This window comes from Pyxidicoccus sp. M15 (genome assembly GCF_056858435.1).
Genome location: NZ_CM166495.1, coordinates 12,220,296 through 12,243,923, shown reverse-complemented (window position 1 = coordinate 12,243,923; position 23,628 = coordinate 12,220,296). Strand labels below are relative to the sequence as shown.

Annotated in this window: 19 protein-coding genes; 8 read left to right on the top strand and 11 right to left on the bottom strand. The window is 71.1% G+C overall.

What is annotated here, in order from left to right; genetic code table 11:
* The first annotated feature begins 15 nt into the window (after positions 1-15).
* From ACX9TP_RS45600 to ACX9TP_RS45585, 4 genes are all read left to right on the top strand, one after another.
* Positions 16-519 (top strand): hypothetical protein, encoded by a 504-nt coding sequence (locus tag ACX9TP_RS45600; RefSeq protein ID WP_482976994.1) that lies wholly within the window; start codon positions 16-18, stop codon positions 517-519.
* Between the two features lie 13 nt (positions 520-532).
* Positions 533-1,681 (top strand): MbnH family di-heme enzyme, encoded by a 1,149-nt coding sequence (locus tag ACX9TP_RS45595; protein WP_482976993.1) that lies wholly within the window; start codon positions 533-535, stop codon positions 1,679-1,681.
* A gap of 442 nt (positions 1,682-2,123) precedes the next feature.
* Positions 2,124-6,209: a M4 family metallopeptidase gene (locus ACX9TP_RS45590; RefSeq protein ID WP_482976992.1), complete on the top strand. Its 4,086-nt coding sequence runs from the start codon at positions 2,124-2,126 to the stop codon at positions 6,207-6,209.
* Positions 6,210-6,212: 3 nt separating this feature from the next.
* Entirely contained in the window at positions 6,213-7,781 is a 1,569-nt protein-coding gene (locus ACX9TP_RS45585) for an Ig-like domain-containing protein (protein ID WP_482976991.1), read from the top strand.
* A 91-nt stretch (positions 7,782-7,872) separates the two neighbouring features.
* On the opposite strand, the gene ACX9TP_RS45580 is transcribed toward ACX9TP_RS45585, so the two are convergent.
* The 5 genes from ACX9TP_RS45580 to ACX9TP_RS45560 form a co-directional block, all read right to left on the bottom strand.
* Positions 7,873-8,496 (bottom strand): LURP-one-related family protein, encoded by a 624-nt coding sequence (locus ACX9TP_RS45580; RefSeq protein WP_482976990.1) that lies wholly within the window; start codon positions 8,494-8,496, stop codon positions 7,873-7,875.
* Positions 8,497-8,561: 65 nt separating this feature from the next.
* Positions 8,562-9,116, bottom strand: coding sequence for a response regulator transcription factor (locus ACX9TP_RS45575; RefSeq protein WP_482976989.1), 555 nt, complete (start codon positions 9,114-9,116; stop codon positions 8,562-8,564).
* Positions 9,113-10,423 carry an ATP-binding protein gene (locus ACX9TP_RS45570; protein ID WP_482976988.1) on the bottom strand — a complete coding sequence of 437 codons (1,311 nt, stop codon included), beginning with the start codon at positions 10,421-10,423 and terminating at the stop codon, positions 9,113-9,115. Before ACX9TP_RS45570 ends, ACX9TP_RS45575 begins: the two co-directional genes overlap by 4 nt.
* A 61-nt stretch (positions 10,424-10,484) precedes the next feature.
* The gene (locus tag ACX9TP_RS45565; RefSeq protein ID WP_482976987.1) at positions 10,485-11,234 is read right to left on the bottom strand and encodes a hypothetical protein; all 750 of its coding nucleotides are present in this window, start codon (positions 11,232-11,234) and stop codon (positions 10,485-10,487) included.
* 10 nt (positions 11,235-11,244) lie between these two features.
* Positions 11,245-12,144: a transporter gene (locus ACX9TP_RS45560; protein WP_482976986.1), complete on the bottom strand. Its 900-nt coding sequence runs from the start codon at positions 12,142-12,144 to the stop codon at positions 11,245-11,247.
* A 207-nt stretch (positions 12,145-12,351) separates the two neighbouring features.
* On the opposite strand from ACX9TP_RS45560, the gene ACX9TP_RS45555 reads away from it, so the two are divergent.
* A complete protein-coding gene (locus ACX9TP_RS45555) occupies positions 12,352-12,792 on the top strand; it encodes a DoxX family protein (protein ID WP_482976985.1) in 441 nt (146 codons plus the stop codon).
* Between the two features lie 18 nt (positions 12,793-12,810).
* Here the strand turns inward: ACX9TP_RS45555 and ACX9TP_RS45550 are convergent, their stop codons facing one another.
* Both ACX9TP_RS45550 and ACX9TP_RS45545 read right to left on the bottom strand, forming a co-directional pair.
* Positions 12,811-13,164 (bottom strand): hypothetical protein, encoded by a 354-nt coding sequence (locus ACX9TP_RS45550; protein ID WP_482976984.1) that lies wholly within the window; start codon positions 13,162-13,164, stop codon positions 12,811-12,813.
* A gap of 45 nt (positions 13,165-13,209) precedes the next feature.
* Positions 13,210-14,115 (bottom strand): metallophosphoesterase, encoded by a 906-nt coding sequence (locus ACX9TP_RS45545; RefSeq protein WP_482976983.1) that lies wholly within the window; start codon positions 14,113-14,115, stop codon positions 13,210-13,212.
* Positions 14,116-14,404: 289 nt separating this feature from the next.
* Here ACX9TP_RS45545 and ACX9TP_RS45540 point away from each other — a divergent pair, with 289 nt between their 5' ends.
* Positions 14,405-15,625, top strand: coding sequence for a sensor histidine kinase (locus ACX9TP_RS45540; RefSeq protein ID WP_482976982.1), 1,221 nt, complete (start codon positions 14,405-14,407; stop codon positions 15,623-15,625).
* Between the two features lie 77 nt (positions 15,626-15,702).
* Here ACX9TP_RS45540 and ACX9TP_RS45535 read toward each other — a convergent pair whose 3' ends face one another.
* The 3 genes from ACX9TP_RS45535 to ACX9TP_RS45525 all read right to left on the bottom strand — a co-directional run bounded on the left by ACX9TP_RS45535 (position 15,703) and on the right by ACX9TP_RS45525 (position 18,620).
* Positions 15,703-17,304, bottom strand: coding sequence for a ligand-binding sensor domain-containing protein (locus ACX9TP_RS45535; RefSeq protein WP_482976981.1), 1,602 nt, complete (start codon positions 17,302-17,304; stop codon positions 15,703-15,705).
* A gap of 204 nt (positions 17,305-17,508) precedes the next feature.
* Complete coding sequence (locus tag ACX9TP_RS45530; protein ID WP_482976980.1) at positions 17,509-18,108, bottom strand: hypothetical protein; 600 nt, start codon at positions 18,106-18,108, stop codon at positions 17,509-17,511.
* A 134-nt stretch (positions 18,109-18,242) separates the two neighbouring features.
* Entirely contained in the window at positions 18,243-18,620 is a 378-nt protein-coding gene (locus ACX9TP_RS45525; protein WP_482976979.1) for a response regulator, read from the bottom strand.
* 361 nt (positions 18,621-18,981) lie between these two features.
* Here ACX9TP_RS45525 and ACX9TP_RS45520 point away from each other — a divergent pair, with 361 nt between their 5' ends.
* Positions 18,982-20,283, top strand: a complete 1,302-nt coding sequence (locus tag ACX9TP_RS45520) for a trypsin-like serine peptidase (RefSeq protein WP_482976978.1) — start codon at positions 18,982-18,984, stop codon at positions 20,281-20,283.
* A gap of 152 nt (positions 20,284-20,435) precedes the next feature.
* On the opposite strand, the gene ACX9TP_RS45515 is transcribed toward ACX9TP_RS45520, so the two are convergent.
* Complete coding sequence (locus tag ACX9TP_RS45515) at positions 20,436-20,885, bottom strand: Fur family transcriptional regulator (protein ID WP_482976977.1); 450 nt, start codon at positions 20,883-20,885, stop codon at positions 20,436-20,438.
* Positions 20,886-21,444: 559 nt separating this feature from the next.
* Between ACX9TP_RS45515 and ACX9TP_RS45510 the strand changes: the two genes are divergently transcribed.
* Positions 21,445-23,412 carry a sensor histidine kinase gene (locus tag ACX9TP_RS45510; RefSeq protein ID WP_482976976.1) on the top strand — a complete coding sequence of 656 codons (1,968 nt, stop codon included), beginning with the start codon at positions 21,445-21,447 and terminating at the stop codon, positions 23,410-23,412.
* The last annotated feature ends 216 nt before the right edge of the window (positions 23,413-23,628 follow it).

Below are 23,628 nucleotides of genomic sequence, written 5' to 3'. Positions count from 1 at the left end.
CGGAGCGCCCCACCAATGTCCGTCCCTGCCTTCCGCCTCTCCGCCGCGCTGCTGCTGGCGCTGGCCGCCGGCTGTGGCTCCGGTGACGGTGACGGCCCTTCGCCGCCGCCCACCGTGCAGCGCCCGCCGGAACTGGACGCCGTGTCGCTGAAGAGCCAGCGCGGCGGCACCAGCCACGAGGCGGGGAACAACTGCATGGCCTGCCACGGGCCCAACGGCACCGCGCCGGGGCGCTTCTCCGTGGCGGGCACCGCCGTCACCTCGAGGCGCGAGCCCAACCCGGACGCCACGCTGACGCTCTCCACCGCGCCCAACGGCGCGGGCACCGTGGTGCTGACGCTGGAGGCGGACGCGAGCGGCAACTTCTACACGACGGAGGCCGCGCCCTTCCCCGGCCAGTCGCTCTATCCTCGGGTGACGAGCCGGGCCACGGCGTCCGTCAACTTCATGCCGTTCCCCATCATGTCGGGCGCCTGCAACGTCTGCCACGTGGGGAGCAACCCCGTCGACCTGGACTGAGGGAGTCTCCACGATGTTCCGCGCATGGAAGGTGAGCGCCGTGCTGGGCGCGCTGCTGGCGGCGGGCTGCGGCGGCGAGCCGCCGCCGGCCCCGACTCCGCCCGGGCCCACGTATGACTGGAAGCTGCCGGCCGGCTTCCCCGAGCCCTTCGTCCCCGAGGACAACCCCATGTCCGAGGAGAAGGTGCAGCTGGGCCGCCACCTCTTCTACGACGCCCGCCTGTCCGGCAACGGCACGCTGGCCTGCGCCAGCTGCCACGAGCAGCAGCGCGCCTTCACCGACGGCAAGGCCACGCCGGTGGGCTCCACGGGGGACCACGTCCCGCGCAACGCGCCGGGGCTGGCCAACGTGGCGTACCTGTCCACGTACACCTGGGCCAACCCCCAGCTGGAGTCGCTGGAGGCGCAGGCCCTGGTGCCCCTCTTCAACGAGGTGCCCACCGAGCTGGGCCTGGCGCCCCGGCTGGACGAGGTGCTCGCGCGGCTGCGCGCCGACGCGCGCTACCCGGAGCTGTTCCGCGCGGCCTTCCCGGACGCGGCCGACCCGGTGGGCAAGGACGCCATCGTCCAGGCGCTGGCGTCCTTCCAGCGCACGCTCTTGTCGGGCGGCTCGCCGTATGACCGCTACCTGCAGGGCGACGACACGGCGATGTCCCGCTCCGCGAAGCGGGGCATGGAGCTGTTCTTCGGCGAGCGGGCGGAGTGCTACCACTGCCACAGCGGTACCAACCTGACGAACTCGTTCCGCGCGAAGGACTCGCGGCTGCCGGAGCGGCAGTTCTTCAACACCGGCCTCTACGACGTGGACGGCAACGGCGCCTACCCGCCGGACAACCCGGGCCTCTTCGAGTTCACCCACAACGCCAGGGACCAGGGCCGCTTCCGCGTGCCGCCGCTGCGCAACGTGGAGCTGACGGCGCCGTACATGCACGACGGCAGCATCCCCACGCTGGAGGCCGTCATCGACCACTACACCTCCGGCGGGCGCAATGTGACGCAGGGCCCCTTCGCCGGGGACGGCCGCGCCAATCCCAACAAGGACCCGCTGGTGCGCCCCTTCACGCTCACCGCCGAGGAACGCGCCGACCTGGTGGCCTTCCTGCAAAGCCTCACGGACACCGCCTTCACCCAGGACGCGCGCTTCTCCAATCCCTGGCAGTAGCCCCCCCCGGACGGCGCAGGCCCCACCTTTCGCGTTGGGGCCGCGCCCACCCACTGGGACTCACAGGACTCTCCGCGAAAAGTCAGCACTCCGCGTCTTTCCTGTGGCCGATTCGCGGACCTAAGGGTCCACCCCCATTTCTTCTGATTTTCGACTGTGTATACTCGTCAAAAGTTACGCTGATGGCGGAACGTCCCGGGGTTGTATGGACTCGTCCACTGTTGGCGTGGCCCTTCCGGAGAAGGCACTCCCCCAAAGGTGCCGTCGACGGGAGTTCCCTCTGACGTAGTACGGCGGAGTCAATTCCATGTCCAAGCCGTGGCCTCGGTGGCCTCTGCTCCTCGCCGGTCTGTTCTCGGCGAGCTCATCCCTCGCGGCTGAGAAACTCACTCCCGTTGCCCAGCCCTCGCTGGCGCAGCTCAGGGCCCAGGAGCCGGCCCGTGTGGCGCAATCCCTGTCAAGCCTGAAAGCCCAGAGTCTGACGCTGGGCCTGAGCTCGAAGGACGACTTCAAGCTGACCAGCGCCAACACGGACCGTTTTGGTCAGACACACGCTCGCTTCGAGCAGGTGTACCAGGGCGTGCCGGTGTGGGGCGCCATGGCCATCACCCACCGGGATGCCTTCGGCCAGGAGCTGCCCCTCACCGCGGACGGCCTGCGCAAGGGCATCCGCATGGGCGTGACGCCGACGCTCAGCACGGCGTCCGCGCTCGCGCGCGCCACCGAGGAGCTGGCGCCCAAGGGCAAGTACAGCGTCAAGCCCACCGCCAGGCTCGTCGTCTATCCGCAGACCCAGCTCGTGAACCGGTACCCCGGCAAGCCGGCCGCGAAGCAGAACGCGGCGGACTTCACGCAGGAAGTCGTCGGCTACAAGCTCGCGTACCACATCCACACCGAGCTGGAGAACCCGAAGGACGGCGTCAAGCACACCGACTTCATGGTCGACGCGCACTCGGGCGAGGTGCTGAAGAAGTGGAACTCGCTGCAGACCATCGCCACCCAGGGCACGGGCCACTCGCAGTACAGCGGCGACGTCAAGCTGGACGTCTGGCAGAACGCGGAAGGCAACTTCGAGCTGCGCGACACCACGCGCACCGGCGGCGAGGGCATCCGCACCTATGACGTCGGCCATGCCGAGGTGCAGGACGGCGAGATTCCCGAGCTGGTCCTCTACACCGACGCCGACAACGACTGGGGCGACGGGCAGAACTACAGCGGCGAGGGTGACACGCAGGACGCCAACGGCCAGACGGCCGCCGTCGACGCGCACTACGGCCTGCTGGCGACGTGGGACCTCTACAAGAAGATTTTCGGCCGCGACGGCATCGATGACCGGGGCACGCCCACGTACAACCGCGTGCACGCCAGCTACTACTACGACAACGCCTTCTGGAGCGACGGCTGCTTCTGCATGAGCTACGGCGACGGCTCGTTCCCCCTGGACCCGAACGGCTTCAAGTCCATGGCGGTGCTGGACGTGACGGCGCACGAGATGAGCCACGGCGTCACCTCGCACACCGCCGGCCTCATCTACGACGGCGAGTCGGGCGGCCTCAACGAGTCCAGCTCCGACATCTTCGGCGCCCTGACGGAGTTCTGGGTGGCCAACGGCCGCGGCAGCACCATTGGTGACGCGCGCGCCAACTGGCTCATCGCCGAGCAGCTCAACGTCTTCCCCCTGCGCGTCATGTACCGCCCGTCGCTGGACGGCCTGAGCGTGGATGCCTGGTACCCCGGCCTGAGCAGCATCGACGTGCACTTCAGCAGCGGCCCGATGAACCGCGCCTTCTTCTTCCTGTCGGCCGGCGCGCAGCCGATGATTGTCAGCACCGACTACTCCAGCACCTACCTGCCGGAGGGCATGACGGGCATCGGCAACGACAAGGCGGGCGCCATCTGGTACCGCGCCCTCACCACGTACCTGTACCCCTCGGCCAACTACCTGGCGGCCCGCACGGCCAGCCTCAAGGCCGCCGCGGACCTCTTCGGCACCCAGTCCAACGAGTACCGCGCGGTGCAGAACGCCTTCGCGGCCATCAACGTGGGCTACACCGCCGAGACGTACGATGACCGCACGGCGCCCACCGTCGTCGCGAGCATCTCCGGCAGCGCCCCCAACCTGCGGATGCAGGCGCAGGCCCAGGACAACGTGGGCGTGGCCCGCGTGGAGCTGTACGTCGACGGCGCGCTGATGGGCACCGTCACCGCGCAGCCCTTCGTGCTGCCCCTGGACGTCACCCAGCTGTCCAACGGCGCGCACGAGCTGGAGGCGGTGGCCTTCGACTCGGCCGGCAACTCCGCCCGCTCCACCCCGGCGAGCTTCACCGTCGCCAACAGCTTCGAGCAGCTGCTCTCCGACCCGGGCTTCGAGAAGGACGGCGAGGGCTGGGTGGCCGACCCCCCCGAGAACATCAACTTCCCCGTCCCCTCCGGCACGCACTCCGGCCAGGGCTACGTGTGGCTCAACGGCTGGGGCACGACGCACGTCGACAGGCTGTACCAGGACGTCGCCATTCCCGCCGGCGTCAGCAAGGCCTCGCTGACCTTCTTCCTCAACCTCACCACCTCCGAGACGACGACCACCGCCGTCCGCGACACGCTGGTGCTGCAGGTGCGCGACACCTCGGGCACGGTGCTGGGCACGCTGGCGACGTGGTCCAACCTGGACACGACGCTGGGCTGGGTGCAGCAGAGCGTGGACCTGACGGACTACGCGGGCCAGACGGTGCGCATCTTCCTGGAGGGCAACGAGAACGCCTCGATTCCCACCAACTTCCAGCTGGATGACTTCGCGCTGCGCGTCACGCACGCCGCGGACGCCGAGACGCCCCGGGTGGCGGCCAACGTGGTCTTCTCCGGCGCGCGCGTGGGCTACGTCGCGGAGGTGTCCGACAACGGCTTCGTCAACGCGGTGGAGTTCCTCATCGACGGCGTGTCCCTGGGCAGCTCGGTCAGGTCGTTCAGCCGGGTCGTCAACCTCTCCACGCTGACGGCCGGCGCGCACACGCTCGTCGCCCGGGCCACGGACGCGGGCGGCAACGTGGGTGAGTCTCCCGCGGTGACGTTCTACGTGGACCCCACCGCCACCCAGGGCGTGCTCAACCCCGGCTTCGAGTCCTCCTCGAGCTGGACGATTGCGACGACGGTGCCCGGCTCGACGGGCATCTTCACCAGCGCGGCCTTCGCGCACACGGGCAGCCGCTTCTACATCTTCTGGACCTCGGGTCCGGTGCGGCACTCCGTCCGTCAGGCCGTCGCGATTCCGGCGACCGCGACCTCGGCCATCTTCAGCTTCTGGCTGCGCATCTACAACGGCGGGTTCACCGACGGGCAGGCGCACCACACCTTCAGCGCGAAGGTGCGGGACTCCGCCGGCACCGAGCTGGCGACGCTGAAGACGCTCTCCAACGCGGATGACACCAACGCGGCGTACTTCCAGCACCGCTTCGACCTGACGCAGTACAAGGGCCAGACGGTGCAGCTGTTCTTCGACGTGGACCAGACGGCGGCCATGCAGATTGAAGACGGCGACGTCCAGTTCTTCCTGGACGACGTCACCCTGGTCACCTCCACCCAGGCGGACGTCCAGCAGCCCACGCTCTCCGCGGCGGTCGAGGGCAGCTACGGGACGGTGCAGCTGACGGCCTCCGTGAGCGACAACGTCTGGACGTCTTCCCTCGAGTTCCTGGTGGACGACGCCCCGGTGACTTCGTTCACGAACGTCCAGGGCATCTACGCGGCGCCGTTCAACACGACGAGCCTGTCCAACGGCCCGCACCAGTTCAAGGCCCGGGCGACGGACTCGGCGGGCAACGTGACGGAGCGCGTGGTGGAGTTCGAGGTCCACAACTCCGAGGTGGAGGACATGGGCCCGCCGACCATCACCGCCAGCCTGGAGGGCATGTACGAGAACTACACCCTGCGGGCCGAGGCCACCGACGACACGGGCGTCGTGTCCGTGGAGTTCTACGTGGACGGCGCCCTCAAGGGGACGGCCACGGAGGCTCCGTACACGCTGCCGCTGTTCCCCATCCCCCTGGCGGCCGGTGAGCACACCCTGGAGGCCATCGCGTACGACGCGTACGGCCATTCCTCCAAGGCGACGACCACCTTCACGCTGGCGCCCGTCACGGTGGAGCTCACGGCCGTGAGCCACGTGGTGGCGGTGGGCGGCACGGCCCAGCTCCAGGCGAGCGTGGCCAACGCGGTGAACACCTCGGTGTCCTGGTCCGTGGCGGAGGGCCGCGTGTGCGGCACCGTCAGCCCGACGGGCCTCTACGCCGCGCCCGCGGTCCGTGGCCTCTGCCACGTGACGGCGGCGAGCGTCGTGGTGCCCGCGGCGAAGGCCGTGGCGACCATTCAGGTCTTCACCGGAGACATCAACGGAGACAGCGTCGTGGACGGAGAGGACATGGGCCTGCTCGCGCAGACCTACGGCTCCAACGGCACCGAGGAGACCAACCTCGATGGCGCCGGCTCCGTGGACGACAACGACATCACCCTCTTCGTCAGCCAGTTCGGACGGTAATCCATGAAAACGCTTGTAAGGCTCATTGTTCCGCTCCTGATTGGAGCGCTCGCCGCCTGCACCGAGCCTGACTCGGGGCCGGTGACGGTGACTCCGAAGTCCGTGACGGTGAAGGTCGGTGAGAAGACGACCTTCAGCGCCACGGTGGAAGACGCCAAGGACCCGCGCGTCCTCTGGTCGGTGGAGGGAGGCGACTCCCACGGCACCATCACCAGCGCGGGCGTCTACACCGCCCCGGCCACGGCCGGCACGTACACCGTGGTGGCCACCAACGCGGTGGACACCGACAAGAAGGACACCGCCACCGTGAAGGTGGAGCCGGTGACGGCTCCGTCGATTGTGGTGAAGGTGACCCCGGAGACGGCGACGATTGCGCAGGGCGCCAGCACCACCCTCACGGCCGAAGTGACGGGCGCCACCCTCACGGCGGTGACCTGGTCCGTGGAGGGCGGTGACGCCAACGGCACCGTCACCAGCACGGGCGTGTACACGGCCCCGGACCACGCGGGCACGTTCACCGTGACGGCCGCCAGCGTGGTGGACCCGACGAAGAAGGCCTCCGCCACCATCACCGTGGAGGCGGTCATCCCCGAGGACGTGGTGGTGAAGGTGACTCCGGAGACGGCGACGATTGCCGAGGGCGTCTCCCTCGCCCTGACGGCGGAAGTCACGGGCACCACCGTCACGGCGGTGCAGTGGGCGGTGGAGGGTGGCGACGACAACGGTATCGTCACCAGCACCGGCCTGTACCGGGCGCCGAACCGCGCCGGCACGTTCACCGTGTCCGCCACCAGCGTGGCGGACCCGACGAAGAAGGCCTCCGCCCTCATCCAGGTGACCCCCGTCGTCATCCCCGAAGTGGCGGTGACGGTGACGCCCGCGACGGCGACGCTCGACCAGGGCGCCACCGTGGCGCTCTCGGCCGAGGTGACGGGCACCAACGTCACGGCGGTGACGTGGGCGGTGGAGGGCGGTGCGGCGAACGGCACCGTCACCAGCTCCGGCGTGTACACCGCGCCGAAGCACCCGGGCACGTTCACCGTGACGGCCACCAGCGTGGCGGACGGGTCGAAGAAGGCCTCCGCCACCCTCACCGTGCCCGTCGCGGGCACCGTCAACTACGTGGACCCGGTGGGCACGGGCTGGCGCCTGGTGAAGAACGCCGCCCAGTCCTCCGGCAACACGCTGGTGCTGGACCTGGTGGGCCCCGCGGGCGAGTCCGGCCGCGGCGCGGACCTGACGCTGGCGCTGGAAGCGGCCACCGCGGCCTGGTCCATGGTGGACGGTGACGAGTACGTGGCCAACCGTGGCTTCGTGCTGGGCACCGCGCCCCACCTGCTCAAGGGCGGCGTCAAGGGGAGCACGCTGAGCGTGGGCGTGTTCCAGAAGGGCGCCCCGGCGCACGAGTACACCGGCGCGCTGCTGTCCGTGGCGCTGACGGTGAAGGCCACCGAGACGACGCCGGCCGGCACCCGCGTGCCGCTGACCGTCATCAAGGCGCACGCGCTGCCGGCCTCCGGCTCGCTGCAGGCCATCGACGTGGCGGTGGGGACCATCACCACCGCGAAGTAACGCGCTGCTCGCTGTAGCAACAACGGCGGCCTCCCTTCCGGGGGGCCGCCGTCTTGTTTTCTGCCGGTGCGGGAAGCGGGGCCCGGGGCTCTCAGCCCCCGGACTGGCGGCCTTCAATCGCGCACAGGAGCACCGCGGCGGCGATGCCCAGGCGGCGGTCCAGCTTGCCTTCCCTGTCCATGGAGTAGTCGAGGTCGACCTTCTGGATGAAGGGGTTGAAGCGCTGGGTGAAGGTCAGCACGGGCGTGCCGCCCACGGCGCCGCTGAAGGTCTGCGGGATGAGGTTGGTGAGGAGGCGGCGCACGAGCGCCATCACCATGCTGTCCTCCTCAATCTTGCCCCGCTCCTGGTCGTTCGCATCGAGGATGAGCCACTCGTCGCGGAGGAGGGAGCGCAGGCCCTTGCGGCGCAGCGCACCCACGCGCTCGCCGGTGGACGCGTCGGTGACGTCGTACGTGGCGCCGAAGTCCAGGATGCTGCGTGCCTTGATGGTGAGCAGCTCGTCCTGCATGTCCTCGCCGCCGTAGATGCGCAGGTCCTCCTTCAGCTTGAAGGCCTTCATCTTCGAGTAGAAGGCGACGTTGCCCGCCTCGTCGTAGATGTGGAACGCGCCGCCGAACAGCTTGAAGAACTGACGGCGAATCATGTAGCGGCTCTGGCCGAAGCGGCCGCGAGCCAATTCACTGCGAGAGCGGGGCGTGAGTGCGGTGGACATCCGCTCCACCTACCGCGAAAGGGGCCCGCGCGAACAGGGTGTGTCCCCACCCGGGGGCCAGGGCTTTAGCGGGAAGGCGGGTATTTCTGCAGCTTCCGCTGCAGGGAGCGCCGGTGGATGCCGAGCTTGCGCGCGGCCTCGGAGATGTTGCCGCCGGAGTCGGCGAGCACGCGGTTGATGTGCTCCCACTCGGCGCGCGCGAGGGAGGGCGCCTCGAAGCTCTCGGGGGCCGCGACGGAGGGCTCACCGGAGGCGCGGGCGAAGGCGGCGAGGAGGTCGTCCACGTCGGCGGGCTTGGGGAGGTAGTTCACCGCGCCCAGGCGGATGGCGTCCACGGTGGTGGCGATGCTGCCGTAGCCCGTGAGGACGACGACGCGCGTGGCGGCGTCCACGGCGAGCAAGTCCCTCACCAGCTCCAGGCCGCTGCGGCCGGGCATGCGCAGGTCCACGATGGCGTACTCGGGCGACTCGCGGCGCGCGGCGGCGAGGGCCGCGTCGTAGTCCCCGGCGGTGGTGACGTCCCAGCCCCGCTCGCGGAAGGCCCGCGCCAGCCGCTCGCGCAGCGTGGCGTCGTCGTCCACGAGGAGCAGGCTGGGGTGGTGCGCTCCGACCGTGCTCATGGCGCCGCCTCCGCGCCCACCGGCAGCGCCAGGCTCGCGGTGGTGCCCTGGCCCGGCGCGGAGCGCAGCTCCAGCGAGCCTCCGAGCTGCTCCGCCAGCGTGCGCGCGAGGAAGAGCCCCAGGCCCATGCCCTCTCCCGGGGCCTTGGTGGTGAAGAACGGCTCGCCCGCCCGCGCGAGCACCTCCGCGGGCATGCCCGGGCCGCCGTCGCGCACCTCGAGCTTCGCGCGGTCCTGCTCCGCCCGCACGCGCAGCTCCACGGGCCTCGCCTCCGGCGTGGCCTGGAGCGCGTTCTTCACCAGCCCCCGCAGCACCCGGGCCAGCGCGCGCGGCGGGCCATGCACCTGCCGGGCGCTCAGCTCGGCCGGGACTTCCACGCGCACCCTCGCGGCGCCGGGCAGCTCCGCGAGCGTGTCCTCCACCAGCCGTCCCAGCGCAATCGCGTGGAAGGGCTCTCCGGTGGTCTGCCCCGCGTCCGCGGACATCTGCACCAGCACGTCGCGGCAGCGGTCCACCTGCTGGCGGATGAGGCGCAAATCCTCGCGCACGCCCTCCGAGGTGCCCGAGGCCGCCAGCGCGCGCTCCACCTCCTTCGTCACCACGGCGATGGTGGACAGCGGCGTGGACAGCTCGTGCGCCGCGCCCGCCGCCAGCGTGGCCAGGGAGGCCACCTTCTCCCGCCGCGCGTGCAGCGCTCGCGCCTGGGCCAGCTCCTGCTCGCGCGCGCCCAGCGCCCGGGTGACGCGCTGGACGAAGTAGACGATGAAGCCCGCGGCCACCGCGAAGGCCACCCACATGCCATTGATGTGCAGCCGCATCAGCTCCGCGTGGTCCGGCCGGGACAGTCCGCTCGGCAGCTCCACGTCCGGAAGCACGAAGAGCGAGCCGAACGCGGCGAGCGTGAAGCCCAGCAGGCTCCACGTCCACCGCGCGGGCAGCAGCACCGTGCCCAGCGCCACATTCACGAGGTACAGCGTGGTGAAGGGGTTGTGGGTGCCGCCACTGAGGGCCAGCAGGCCGGTGAGCACCAGCGTGTCCCACAGCATCAGCTTGCCGATGGTGCCCTCCGTCACCCGCCGCGCCCGGTGCAGCCACGCGCGCACGGACAGGTTGGTGAGCGCCTCCAGCCCCAGCAGCGCCGCGAGCACCGGCACGGGCAGCGCCAGCTCCAACCCGTACGCCGCCACGGCGATGACCACCGCCTGGCCCAGCAGCAGCCCCCACCGCAGCCGCAGCAGCCACTCCAGGTTGATGCGCGCGCGCGAGGAGGGCTCGGGGAGCGCGGTGTCGTCGGGCTCGGTCTTCATGGCACGGCGGAGGAGTACTCCGGATGGAGGCCCCCTGGCGAGGTGTCGGCGGCCACGGGCGTCATGGCGCGGCGGACGACCGGGCCGACGCGGAGCGGGCCACGTTGCCCAGCAGGTCGACGCGCGTGGGCTGCTCCTGGGGCGCCACGCCATCCAGCCATGTGTCCCACGCCAGCGTGAAGACGAGCGTGGCCCGGGGCGCGTCCTCCGACAGCGTCAGCCCGTCGAGCACCACGTCCACGGACGAGCGCCCGGCGCTGGTCGCGTCGAACGACAGGGCCTCGCCGCCCTCCTTCGGGGACAGCGTGCCGCGCACGTGGAGGCTGCGGCCCTCCATGTCCACGGGCTCGGGGCCCTCCGACGCGGAGGTCAGCCCCTGCGCATCCGCGTCGGCCGGCTCGAAGGTGAGCCGCGCGCGGCAGTACCGGCCCGGTGGAGGACGCAGCACGCCCAGTTCCGTGACGTCCCCATCCGCGCCATCCAGGCCCAGCACATGCGGCGTGCCCAGCCGCCGGGGGCTGGAGCTCGAGTGCGCCCAGGCGGTGCCCACGGGCGACAGCCCCCGCAGCAGGCGCCGCCAGCCGGCCTCTTCACACGGCAGCAGCTCCACGCTGCCCAGCGTGACGAGCGCCCGGGTGAACGACGCCCGCGTGCCCTGCGCGTTGACGAGGGTGCGCGGGCCCTGCGCGTCCACGGCGGCGCGGGCGCGCGCGGTGGTGACGCCAAGGGTCAGCGCCATGCCCTCCACGCGGTCTCCGCCCCCACAGGCGGCGAGACACAGGAGGGCGGCGGTGAAGACGGAGGGCTTCATGGGCGGGCGCTCAGAGGTCATACGCGACGGACATCATCGCGATGGGGGTGGGGGCCACGCGGCCATGGAGCCGGTTGAAGAAGGGCACGCGCACGCCGGCCGCCAGGACGATGTCCGTCGCCGGGCTGAAGAGGACATCGGGCGAGGCGTAGCCGATGACGCCGCCACCGTCCTCCTCCTTCACCCCGTGGATGTCCGCGGCCTGCTCCACCCGCCCGTCCAGCCCCAGGCGCACCGCCCAGCGCGGCGCCGGCTGGTACTGCGCGGCGAGCGTGGTGCGCACGGACGCTCCGGCGCGAAAGCCCCGGATGCCGCGCGTGGGGAGGAAGCCGGTGGCGCTGGCGACGAAGGACCACGTGCCCCGGAAGTGCTGGTACGCCACGCCGAACAGCGGGTCCACCGAGCCGCTCCCCAGCTGCGTGTCCAGGTCCAGCTCCGTCCCGTCCTCCGCGTGCAGCACGGGCGCGGTGGGCAGCTTCACGCCGGCCAGCACGCTGAAGAGGTGGTCGGGTGAGAAGTCCTTGTCCTGGAAGATGAAGGCCTTGGCGCTGACCTCCACGTCCCCCACGCCCCAGCCGCGCTCGCGCGCGAGGCTCACGTCGCGCACCTCGCGGGCCTGCAGGGGGAGGGTGGCCGCGAGGAACAGCCACGGCAGCGGCGCGTACGCGGCGGCCACGTCCATGCGGGCCTCGCGCAGGCGCAGCGCATTCACGTTGTCCTGGCCCACGGTGTGGCCCCACGCGCGCAGCGTGGTGGACAGGCGCAGGCGGCCGGAGAACGGCTGCTCCGTGCCCATGGAGGTGAGCGTGGGGTCTCCGCAGGCGCAGGTGGCGCAGGCCCAGGCGGGGGGGCCGGGGACCAGCAGCACCGCGCTGGCGAGGACGAGGGTGGCGGCGAGGGGCTTTCTCACGGCGCCGCGCACCATACGTACCCGGTGGCGGGCGGGCGTGCGGCGAGTTGTCGCAGCGGGGACAACCAGACGGGGACCCTGTCCTATCGTCGCAGGGCGGACGGGCAGCCGGGCGCCCGCTGTCCCGCAGGAATCAATGGCCACCTTGTGAATGACTTCCGCCCACCGGCGTTGAGGGGGTGGGAGGAGGGATACAGGGAGGACGTCATGGGCGTGCTTGCGCCGCTGGGCCGGCTGCTCTTCTCGGCCATCTTCATCACCAGTGGCTTGAACCACTTCTTCCAGCTCCAGGCGCTGACGGCCTATGCCCAGTCCTCGGGCGTGCCGGAGCCGCGCCTGGCGGTGCTGGCCTCCGGCGTGGCGCTGGTGCTGGGCGGCCTCCTGGTGCTGCTGGGCGTGTTCGCCCGCCTGGGGGCGGCGGCCATCGCCGTCTTCCTCGTGGCCGCGGCCTTCATGGTCCACAAGTTCTGGCTCGTCACCGACCCGGTGCAGGCGCAGAACCAGCTCATCCACTTCATGAAGAACCTCTCCATGGCGGGAGGCGCCCTCTTCATCGTCTATTTCGGCTCCGGGCCCTTCAGCCTGCGCAGCCGCAAGCGCGAAGAGGGGCTCGGCGGCGGACGGCTGGGCATGCCGCTGCGGCACTGAGCGGCGGGCTCTGCATTCTCAGCGGGCCGGGGGCGCTTCGGAAGCCGGGGGCGCTTCGGAAGGCGGAGGCGTCTGTCCGGCCGCGTCCTCCGCCCGCTTCGGCACGGAAATCCAGGTGATGTAGCGCGCCGCTTCCAGCAGGTTCTGCTTCAGCTTGTCGCAGGGCACCGCGTTGAGCGTGCCGCCCGCGGCCCAGTGGCGCAGGAAGCAGCTCTGCGAATAGGGGTCGATGATGTAGCTGGCTTCATCGACCCTGATGACGGCGAAGCCGGACCGCGTCTCGCGCGGGTCCGGCTTGGGCGCGTGCCGGGTATCCTGGTGGACACAGCCCGCGAGGGCCAGGGCGGCGGCGAGGAGGAGCGTTGAGCGCATGCGCGCGCACACTACCTCCTCGCTCGACTCCAGGAAGGGCACTTCTCAGCGCGCGACGGCCATCGCTTCGCTGCGCAGCGTGAAGAAGGCCACCTCGGGTTCGGCGCCGCGGCGCAGGTACGGCCCGCCGAAGCCGAAGCCCAGCCCGCGATTCACGTAGAGCTGGTTGCCATTCACGCGGTAGTGGCCGCTGATGTACGGCTGGCCCGCGCGGCGGAAGATGGCCTCGGTGAGGCCGCGCACCACGAACTGGCCGCCGTGCGTGTGACCGGAGAACTGCACCAGCCCGGCATGCGCGGGCAGCTTCTCCACCGTCGGCGGCGCGTGCGTCAGCACCAGCCGCGTGCCGCCTTCCGGTGCCCCGCGAAACGTGGCCTCCACGTCGTCGCGGCCGGTGCGCCCGTCGTCGATGCCCAGCACCGTCACCGGCGCGCCCTTCACGTGCACCAGGCGGTGCTCGTTCTGCAGCACCGTGTAGCCCAGCCGCTCGAAGCCCTCGCGGATGTAGGGCCCGTTCACCCAGTGGTCATGGTTGCCCAGCACCACGTAGACGGGGCCCTCGAGCCCCGCCAGCAGCTCGCGCACGCGCGGCAGCGGCTTGGGGCTGTGCGTCACGTAGTCGCCGGTGAGGAAGACCAGGTCCGGCTTCGCCTCGTTGACCGCCTCCACCGCGCGGCGGATGCGGATGGCGGAGGTCGCCTGCCCCACGTGCACGTCCGACAGCTGGGCGATCCTCAGCCCGTCGTGCTCGGCGTGCATGTGCGGGACGAAGAGGACGTTCTCGGAGAGGGAGAAGTGGTCCCTCCAGCGCAGCCGCCGCTCCTCGCGGAACGGGTCCGCTCCACTCCGGGCCACCAGCTCGTTGCGTCCCCCGTGCGGCAGCTCCCGGTACGCATGGGCGGCCGAGGAAGCATGGGGCGAGGGGCGGCGGGCGAGGCGTCTCAGGCGCATTCGGGTCGATTCCTCCGTGCCGGGGGCTGCATGAGCGGCTCCATTCTACGAGAGCCGGTGGGGGTGGGATGAAGCAGGTGTCCCGCGCACGCCTGCCCTCCATGCGGCCGGCGGCGGGGGTGACGGAGAAACCCCCGCGATTTCAGGAAGATTCCGGGCGGGACTCGGGCATCCTTCCACCACTGGACACACAGTCTACGGGGGCGCGGTGACGTCATCGGGCGGGGTTGGTACACACGCGGGGACGATGACCCCGAGGCTCGGGTCGGCCCAGGACATGGGACCGGACGTGACAACGCCAGCAGGTGGTGGAGGTGACGGGCGCCAGCGTCCCGCTGACGACGCGCGGCCGGTGGCCCTGGCGGAGCTGATGTCCACCGTGCCGCTGGGCATGGCGCTCATCGACCCGGAGCTGCGCTTCGTGGAGGTGAGCGAGGCGATGGCCGTCATGAACGGCGTGCCGCGCGAGTCCCACCTCGGCCGCTCCATGATGGACGTGCTCAAGGGCACGCCTTCCGCCTCCGACGTCATCCGCCGCGTGCGCCGCGTGCTGGAGACGGGCCAGCCGCTGGAGGGCGTGGAAATCGTCCACCGCGAGCACGGCGGCGGCGTGGAGCGCGTGCGCGTGTACCGCGCCAGCTACCACCCGGTGCGCCGCGACGGCGCCGTCGTGGCCGCGTGCATCTACGTGGAGGACATGACGGAGCGCCGCCGCGTGGAGGCCCAGCGCGACGCGGGCGCCGCGCGCGAGCGGGCGGTGCGCGAGCAGGCCCTGCGCGAGACACAGGAAGCCGTGCGCGCGCGCGACGAGTTCCTCAGCGTGGCCGCGCACGAGCTGCGCACGCCGCTCACCAGCATGCGCCTGCACCTGCAGCTCCTGCAGCGCCAGGTGGGCACCGCGCTGCCCGGCCTGTCGGAGGAGCTGGCGCCGCGCGCGCAGGTGCTGGAGCGGCAGCTGTCGCGGCTGGGCAGCCTGGTCAACACGCTGCTGGACGTGTCGCGGCTGGCCGCGGGCAAGCTGAGCCTGGAGCCGCGCGAGCTGGACCTGGCGCAGCTGGTGCGGCAGATGGCGGACGCCTTCGCCGAGGAGTTCAAGAAGGCGGGCAGCACGCTGACGGTGCACCTGGACGGGCCGCTGCAGGGCTCGTGGGACCCGCTGCGCGTGGAGCAGGTGCTCGTCAACCTCCTGTCCAACGCCGCCAAGTACGGCGCGGGCCAGCCGGTGGAGGTGTCGCTGGTGGGCGAGGGCCACACGGCGGTGCTGGCCGTGAAGGACCACGGCATCGGCATCTCCGAGGAAGGCATGGCCCGCCTCTTCGGCAAGTTCGAGCGCGCCGTGTCCGAGCGCCACTACGGCGGCCTGGGCCTGGGGCTCTACATCACCCGTCAAATCGTGGAGGCCATGGGCGGCAGCATCACCGTGCGCTCCGCGCAGGGGCAGGGCTCCACCTTCATCCTCCGGCTGCCCACCCAGCCCCAGCCGCCCGTGCAGGCGCGGGCCGCGCGGTAGACGCGACGAAGCCCCGAGGCGCCAGCGGGCACCCCGGGGCTTCATGTCCCATCAGCGCGCGCCCGCGCTTCGAGGCTTCAGGGGTCGCGCAGCACGGTCAGCCCGTCATCGGTGAGCGCCAGGAGCATGCCCGGCTTCGCGCTCGGGTCATACACGAGCTGCAGCACCTCGGAGCCCTTCACGCCCGTCACCTTCTCCACCGTCTTCTGCGGCGTGAGGCGCCACAGGCCCGCCTTCTTGGTGCCGATGTAGAGCGAGCCGTCGCCCGTGGCCGCCAGCGCGGTGATGTTCTGCAGGGCCGCGGCCTGCTCGTCGTTGGCGCCCTTTAGCTGGGTGCCCACCTGCGCCTGGTCCTTGGGCTTGCCCACGGTCAGCTTCCACAGGCCGTAGTCCTTGCTGCCCAGGTAGTACTCGCCGTCCTTCGTCTGCTGGAACCCGCGCCAGTTGTCGAACTCCTCCAGGCTGTTGACGGCCGGCAGGAAGGCGGACTTCACCTTCGTCTTGACGGGGGAGTTCTCGCTCTGGTTGTCCCAGTCGCCCATGTCGGACGTCGCCGTGGCGATGCCGAACGTCCAGTCATTGGCGATGAGGATGTCGCCGTCCTGGGCAATGCCGAGCCCGTAGGTGTAGCCGGCCCGCTGGCTGCTGCCCACGAACCACACCGGGTGGCGGTGCGCGTTGTACATCAGCCCGCGCACGCGGGTGACGCCGTGGTTGGAGCCCACGTAGACGTCGCCCTTGTCCGGGCCGGTCAGCACCGTCATGCAGCTGTAGATGGCGCGGTCCTCGTCGTAGTGGTGGTCGTTGCTGTTGCGGATGCCGAGGTTGTCCAGGTCGTCAATCTTGCGCGGCCCGTACTGGATGCGCGGGTTGCCCTGGTCGTCCGTCGTGTTCCGCATGGACTGGTGCAGGTGCTCCTCGAGGGTGATCTGCCCGCTGGCGTCCAGGCGGACCACGTCCACGTCGCCGTCCCGGTATATCTGCAGGCGGCGGTGGCTGTAGTTGTAGCACTCGGGCGCGTCCTTGTACGGGTAGTAGCAGGCGTCTCCCTTGCTGATGATGTAGTTGGTGTGGAGCAAGGGAAACTCCGGGTCCACGTCCAGGTCGTCCGCGTAGTAGCCCACGTAGGCGCGGCCCCCGCTGCCACCGCAGATGACGGTGGAGTTGTAGCCCGCCGCGGCCTGGCCCAGGGGCGAGGTCGTCCACGTGACGCGCTTCGTGTCCGCGCGCAGCACGCCGATGGTGGCGCCGTTGAGCAGCCAGATGTTGTGCGCGGTGTCCACGCCCACCGCCTTCACCTTCGAGAGCCCGAACGTCTTCGTGTAGTCCACCACGCTGTCCGTGGGCCACGGGTCCGGGACGGGCCCCGGGTCCGTGCCGCCGTCGGTGCCCCCGTCCGTCCCACCATCCGTGCCGCCGGTGGTGCCACCGTCGGTGCCGGCGTCCGTGCCCGCGTCGGTGCCCGTGCCCGCGTCCGTGCCGGCGTCCGTGCCCGCGTCGGTGTCCGTCCCCGCGTCCGTGCCCGCGTCGCCTCCCGCGTCCGTGCCCGCGTCCGCCCCCGGACTCTCGTCGATGTCCTGCACCGGCGGAGGCGTGGGGACGGGATTGTCCGAGCCACCGCACGCCCACGCCGTCACCACCACCACCCCGATACACGCGCCCAGCAGTCGTCGAATCACCGAATCCTCCTGGGGCTCCGCGCAAAGCAAGCCGCGTACCGGGCCCGCTACGCCTGTCTGGCCGGGTGGAGCGCCCCGGGTGGTGAAAGTTCTTCCCACCGTGGCACCCGCGAGGGCATGGCCTGGGCGGAAGAAACGACAGGGCCCGCCTCCCTGGTGGGAAGCGGGCCCGGTCCGGACGCATTCGGTGTGCGAGCGCGCGAGCTACTTGTTCAGCGTCTCATCCACCTCGTCGTGGACGTCCTCGCCGGCCTTCTCGGCCTTGTCCCCGGCCTTCTTGGCGTCTTCCTTCATCTCCTGCGTGCCGGAGCCGCCGGTGCCCGGCTCCTTCTTCTTCGCGTCCTTCTTCACGCCCTTGGGGCTGGTGGCGCGCAGCTCCAGGGCGACGACTTCCTGGCCCTCGAGCTGGAACTTGGCGCGCACCTGGGCGCCCTCGGGAATCTGGTCGGTCTTCTCCACCTTCTTGCCGTCCAGCATCAGCACCGTCTTGTCACGCACGTCCAGGTCCGCGTCGGGCAGGCCTGCGCGGGCGAGGCTGACGCCGTCCGCGGTGGCGTCCTTCATGGTGCCCGACAGGCTCATGGCCTTGTCCATCTTGAAGGTGCCCTCGTCCTCCGTCTGGGCGCCGACGGCCTTCTTGGCGGTGTTGCCGACGGCGGGCCCCACCTCGGTGGCGTCGACACCGGTGTCCATCTTCTTCTCCACCTCGGGCCCGGGCACCTGCTTCTCGGACGGCGGCTTCGCCTGCTGCGCGAATGCGGCGGTCCCGATACAAAGGGCCAGCGTGGCGATGAGCTTCTTCATGGGTTCCCTCTCCCTTCGGTCAGTTGTTCTGACTTCTGGGAGCAAGGGTGGGGAGGCTCTCTTTCCGCGCCAACCTGCTCGTCCCCGCGCCCGGTCCTCCCGACTGGAGGGCAGGCAGGCAGGAGCGGCAGTCCTCAGGCCGCCTGGCTGAGGCGCTTCACGGCGGACAGCAGCTCGGGCAAATCCAGCGGCTTGCGCAGCCAGCCAGCCACGTTCAGCCCCTCGGCCGCGCCCCGCACGTCCAGGTCCGCGCTGGCCACCAGCACGGGAATGTCGGAGAGGGCCTCGTCGTGGCGCAGCGCCTCGCGGAAGGCGAAGCCGTCCATGCGCGGCATCATCAGGTCCAACAGGATGAGCCCCGGCGGCGTCTCCACCTGGCGCAGCTGGGCCAGCGCTTCCAGGCCGTCCGCGGCGAGCAGGACGGCATAGCCCTCCAGCTCGAAGACGTCCTGGAGCGCATCTCGGATATCCAGGTCGTCGTCCACGACCAGCAGTGTCTGAAGCGGTTGCACCCAGGCCTCCGGTGCGGTCGGGAAGGCAGAACCCGCTCCACACCGCGGACTAGATGCGTCCGCCCCCACTCTGGCGGAAGCGGAGGCCGGAAGACGGCCGGGTGGAGTGCTCAGCAGCCAACGAAAGGGCCCGCGCCGCCCGGGGCCGGCCTGTAGCGGGGTGGATCATCCTGCCCCAGGGGCTCCCCATTCGTGCATACCCGGCGGTTGTTGCATCTGGGTTGCAACAATACCTGGAGCCGGATCTGCCGTCACTTCGTGGATTGGTTGAGTTGCGGATAATTCCTGGTGGGGACAGCATGCGGTCGGCCTCCAGCCCGTCGGGCGGGCGGCCTTCACCCCCAAAAGGAGTGTTCACCCCATGCGACTCCCCCGGCTCTCCCCCCGCAGGACGCTGCTCGGCACGCTGCTGTGTACCCTCTCCGTCGCTGCGTGTGGCCCGGCCCCGGAGGCGGGCACGGCCGACAGCACTCCCACGGGCACGGAGCAGCAGCCCGTCGTCTACGGCACGGACAACCGCACGGACGTGTACGCGCACGCGAATGCCACCCTGCGCGCCCGCGCCCAGCAGGCCACCGTGGCGCTGATGAACCCGTCGGACTTCAACGCGTCCAACCCCAACAACGTCACCTTCAACGCGGCCACGTTGCAGAGCGCGTACGGCCTGTGCAGCACCGAGCGCTTCCTGACGGACCTGACGCCGGCGTTCTGCTCGGGCACGCTCATCGACGATGACCTGGTGCTCACCGCGGGCCACTGCGTCACCAGCGCCTCGGCCTGCACCAGCACGCGGCTGGTCTTCAACTTCTACCGCACGGCCGCCAACGCCATGCAGACGGTGACGACGGCGGACATCTTCTCCTGTACGTCCATCGTCGCGCGCCAGCAGTCCACGGTGAACGGGCGCAACCTGGACTACGCCATCCTCAAGCTGGACCGCCCGGCCACCCCGCGCTTCACGCCGGCCCCCATCCGCGCGGGCAACGCCGCGCTGGCGGTGGGCACCAACGTGACGGTGATTGGCTCGGGCAGCGGCATCCCCTTCAAGATTGACTCGGGCGGCGCGGTGCGCGACGCGCGAGCCAGCACGCTGGACTACTTCGTCGCCACCACGGACACCTTCGGCGGCAACTCCGGCTCGGGCGTGTACGAGAACAGCGGCTACACGGTGGCCGGCATCCTGGTGCGCGGCGAGACGGACTACAGGGCGAACGGGAGCTGCAACGTCGTCAACGTGTGCACGGAGACGGGCTGCCGCGGCGAGGACGTCACCTACGTGCGGCCCGCCATCGACGCGTACTGCGGCGTGGCCACCAGCACGCGCCTGTGCGCCGGCTACCCGCCGCCGCCCACGCCCGTGACGTTCACGTACACGGCCACCAACACCAACAGCGCGCAGCAGAACACCACCAACCGCAACGTCACCCTGGCCGCCGGTCAGACGCTCAACTTCGGCACCTGCACGGTGCCCGGCTCCTCCGGCACCGGTGACACGTACCTGCGCCTGTACAACGGCACCACGCAGGTGGCGTCCAACGACGACGCGTGCGGCGTGCTGTCGTTCGGCAGCTTCAAGGCCACCACGGCGGGCACGTACCAGATTCGCGCCGGCTGCTACTCCAGCGGCAGCTGCAGCGGCACGGTGGCGTACACCGTCCAGTAACACCGGGAAGGCTCGCGCGGGCGGTGGCTCCACCGTCCGCGCGCTTCGCGGCCCGGCGCTTCGCGGCCCCCCTGGGGGCCAGCGTCAGGCGAGCCGGCAGGAGGCGGGCCCGCCCACCCCGCGAGGGGGCGGAGGCGGGCCTCCGCCGTCACTCACACGCAGCGGTCACACAGGCCGCGCAGCTGCACTTCCACCGCGCGCTTGGACACCGCGCGGGGCACGCCCTTGGACGACGCGATGCTGACCGAGTCCTCCGGCAGGCACGCCACGGTGCCGCAGTCGGTGCAGGTGAAGTGAGGATGGCTGCTGCCATGCTCCTCACCCTCGCGCTTCAGCTCGAAGCGCCAGACGTGGTCCCCCAGGTCCGCCCGCACCACCAGCCCGGCCTCCGTCAGGTCCGTCAGGTTGCGGTAGATGGTCACCCGGTCGTAGCCCTCGTCACCGAGCGAGTCCACCAGGTCGGCATGGCTCATCGGCGAGGAGGCGCTCTCCAGCTCCCTCAGTACCGCCACGCGGGGCGCGGTGCTGCGCAGGCCCGCGGCACGGATGCGGTCCTGGAACTCGGTGAGCTTCGGCTGCGCGGCAAGTTTCTTGGCTCCCATGATGTCCTTTCAATTAACGCAACTGCCATGCACTTTCACCTGTGTCACGAAACAACCCGGAGGGTCCGTCCCGACTCTCCGAGGCGTGGGGGCGGATGGGCGCTCGCGACACTGATGCAACTGTCTTGCACAAGAACCTCTGTTGCCCTCGTGGACAAGGAGAAGCCGAGTCGTGAGGCACCCGGGTGGGGTTCCGCGCTCCCGGCGGTGAGGCCTTCTTCCGGAGGCCGCGAGGCAGGTCCCGGGGAGTGACCCCGTGGGTTTCCAGGCGGCCACGGGTTTGTGGACGCTCGGACGGTTGGAGGGAGCCGACCCGCGCTGTCCGTGTTGACGGGGCTACTGGTGCGGCCCTGGATGCATCCGTCACGCGGATGCGTTGTCGCAAAGGCCCCGGGGCGGGCTTCCGGCCGGGGCGGGCTTCCGGCCGGTTTGCACCGGAGAACACTTGCTCCGGGACTGCTTGACTCAGGAGCCCCGCTGCACAGACTGCGACTCTTTCTTCATCGTCAGGGCGGAAGCCGCGCCCTGCCTGCCCGCCCGCCCTGTCGAACCCGACGTGATGAAGCCCACCCTCCTGCTCGTCGAAGAACCCGGCCCCGTACGGGAACTGCAGGTGCTGGCGCTGGAGAGTCAGGGGTGGGGGGTGGCGGCCCTGGCGGACCTTCCGGCGGCCGTCACCCTGCTGCACGCCGAGCCGGCGCACGTGGTGCTGGTGTCGGCGGCGCTGCTGGCGGCGGGCGGGGCGGCAAGGGAGGGGCTGGGGCAGGCCCTGGAGCTGGCGGGCGCGGTGCTGCGCGTCATGGCCTTCCCCGCCGAGCAGGAGGGGCTCAAGGGCCTGGCGTTGCCGGCGCTCGGCTTCCTCGACCGGCCGCTGTCGCTGGGCGCGCTGGTGGAGGGAGTGCGGCAGGCGCTGCCCGCGCGGGCCCTCGAGGCGGACCGTGCGGCGCGGCCCACGGTGCTGGTGGCGGACGACGACCCGGTGTCCCGCAAGCTCCTGCAGCTGCACCTGCTGCCGCTGCGCTTCGAGGTCCTCATGGCCGCCGACGGCGTGACGGCGCTGGAGCTGGCGAGGCGCCGGAGCCCCGACCTGGTGCTGGCGGACGCGCTGATGCCGGGGCTGGACGGCTTCCGGCTGTGCCTGGCGCTGCGGCAGGACTCGCGGCTGTCGCGCGTGCCCGTCATCCTCACGCACACCGTGGTGCCCGACGAGCTGGACTTGCGCATGGCCCACAACGTGGGGGCCAACGGTTTCGTGCGGCGCACGCAGGAGGGGGACGAGCTGGTGGGCGCGCTGCTGCACGAGCTGCGCGCGGGGGCCCCCGCGCACGTGTCGCCGCCCGCGGGGCTGGCCACCGAGGAGCACCTGTACCGGATGGTGCGGCAGCTGGAGCGGCGGGTGGGGCTGCTGGAGCAGGCCGAGCGCACCTCGCGCGAGGGCGAGGCGCGCTTCCGGTTGGTGGTGAACGGCTCCTATGACGGCATCTGGGACTGGGACCTGCGCCGCCAGACGCTCTACTGGAGCCCGCGCCTGCTGGAGATGCTGGGCCTGCGGCCGGAGGACTTCGCGGGCACGTACGAGGCCTTCACGGAGCTGATTCATCCGGAGGACCGGCCGGACGTGCTCGCCGCGCTGGCCGCCCACCTGGAGCGGGGCGTGCCGTATGACGTGTCCTACCGGCTGCGGCACGTCACGGGGGGCTACCGCTCGTGCGTGAGCCGGGGCAAGGCGATGCGCGACGCGCAGGGGCGGGCGGTGCGCATGGCCGGCATCATCGGCGACGTGACGGAGCAGCTGCGCATGTACCGCGAGACGCAGGAGGCGGTGCGCGCGCGCGACGAGTTCCTCAGCGTGGCCGCGCACGAGCTGCGCACGCCGCTGGCGGCGCTGCGCCTGCGCGTGCAGGGCGCCCAGGGCGTCTTGCGCGCGGGCGTGGCGTCCGCGCCCGGGCGGCTGGAGCGTGCGCTGGACGCGGCGGACCGGCAGGTGCAGCGGCTGGCGGACCTGGTGGAGTCGCTGCTGGACGTGTCGCAGCTGCAGGGCGGCGCGCCACGGCTGCACCTGGAAGAGGTGGACCTGGCGTCGGTGGTGCGCGACGTGGTGGCGCGCTCCGAGGAAGCGGCCGCGCGTGTGGGCTGCCAGCTGGTGGTGCGGCCGCTGGTGCCCACGTCGGGCCGGTGGGACGTGGCGCGGCTGTCCCAGGTGGTGACGCACCTGCTGTCCAACGCGATGAAGTTCGGGCCCGGCAAGCCGGTGGAGGTGGCGCTGGAGTCCGGGCCGGACATGGCGACGCTGGTGGTGACGGACCACGGCATCGGCATTGCCCCGGGGCGGGTGGACGGCCTCTTCCGCCGCTTCGAGCGCGCGGTGCCGGTGCGTCACTACGGCGGGCTGGGGCTGGGGCTGTACCGGCTGCGCCGAATCGTGGAGGCGCACGGCGGCGAGGTGTCGGTGAACAGCAGCCCCGGCGAGGGCGCCACCTTCCGCATCCGCCTGCCGCGCGCGGGCCCGCCCGCCGCGCGGGCCTGATTCAGGGCGCGTGAAGGTCCTGCTCATGGCGCTCCAGCCGCCATTCCAGTCAGGGCTCACGGGTTCTGGCGGAGTTTTGGCCGTAGGGTGCCGTCTCCCCTATGCTGCGCGCAGAGGGGGGGCAGCACCATGCATCAGTGGTTGAAGACCGAGGCGCTCGTGTCCTCGCCGGGCCCGTTGCGCCCCTCCTTTGTGCCGGAGTTTCCACCCGTCCAG

Excerpts from the sequence above, each read along its gene's own strand:
- ACX9TP_RS45570 (WP_482976988.1), bottom strand. The coding sequence starts at position 10,423 with ATGAAGACCGAGCCCGACGACACCGCGCTCCCCGAGCCCTCCTCGCGC.
- ACX9TP_RS45565 (WP_482976987.1), bottom strand. The coding sequence starts at position 11,234 with ATGAAGCCCTCCGTCTTCACCGCCGCCCTCCTGTGTCTCGCCGCCTGT.
- ACX9TP_RS45585 (WP_482976991.1), top strand. The coding sequence starts at position 6,213 with ATGAAAACGCTTGTAAGGCTCATTGTTCCGCTCCTGATTGGAGCGCTC.
- ACX9TP_RS45580 (WP_482976990.1), bottom strand. The coding sequence starts at position 8,496 with ATGTCCACCGCACTCACGCCCCGCTCTCGCAGTGAATTGGCTCGCGGC.
- ACX9TP_RS45595 (WP_482976993.1), top strand. The coding sequence starts at position 533 with ATGTTCCGCGCATGGAAGGTGAGCGCCGTGCTGGGCGCGCTGCTGGCG.
- ACX9TP_RS45515 (WP_482976977.1), bottom strand. The coding sequence starts at position 20,885 with ATGGGAGCCAAGAAACTTGCCGCGCAGCCGAAGCTCACCGAGTTCCAG.
- ACX9TP_RS45550 (WP_482976984.1), bottom strand. The coding sequence starts at position 13,164 with ATGCGCTCAACGCTCCTCCTCGCCGCCGCCCTGGCCCTCGCGGGCTGT.
- ACX9TP_RS45510 (WP_482976976.1), top strand. The coding sequence starts at position 21,445 with ATGAAGCCCACCCTCCTGCTCGTCGAAGAACCCGGCCCCGTACGGGAA.
- ACX9TP_RS45600 (WP_482976994.1), top strand. The coding sequence starts at position 16 with ATGTCCGTCCCTGCCTTCCGCCTCTCCGCCGCGCTGCTGCTGGCGCTG.
- ACX9TP_RS45530 (WP_482976980.1), bottom strand. The coding sequence starts at position 18,108 with ATGAAGAAGCTCATCGCCACGCTGGCCCTTTGTATCGGGACCGCCGCA.
- ACX9TP_RS45520 (WP_482976978.1), top strand. The coding sequence starts at position 18,982 with ATGCGACTCCCCCGGCTCTCCCCCCGCAGGACGCTGCTCGGCACGCTG.
- ACX9TP_RS45575 (WP_482976989.1), bottom strand. The coding sequence starts at position 9,116 with ATGAGCACGGTCGGAGCGCACCACCCCAGCCTGCTCCTCGTGGACGAC.
- ACX9TP_RS45545 (WP_482976983.1), bottom strand. The coding sequence starts at position 14,115 with ATGCGCCTGAGACGCCTCGCCCGCCGCCCCTCGCCCCATGCTTCCTCG.
- ACX9TP_RS45555 (WP_482976985.1), top strand. The coding sequence starts at position 12,352 with ATGGGCGTGCTTGCGCCGCTGGGCCGGCTGCTCTTCTCGGCCATCTTC.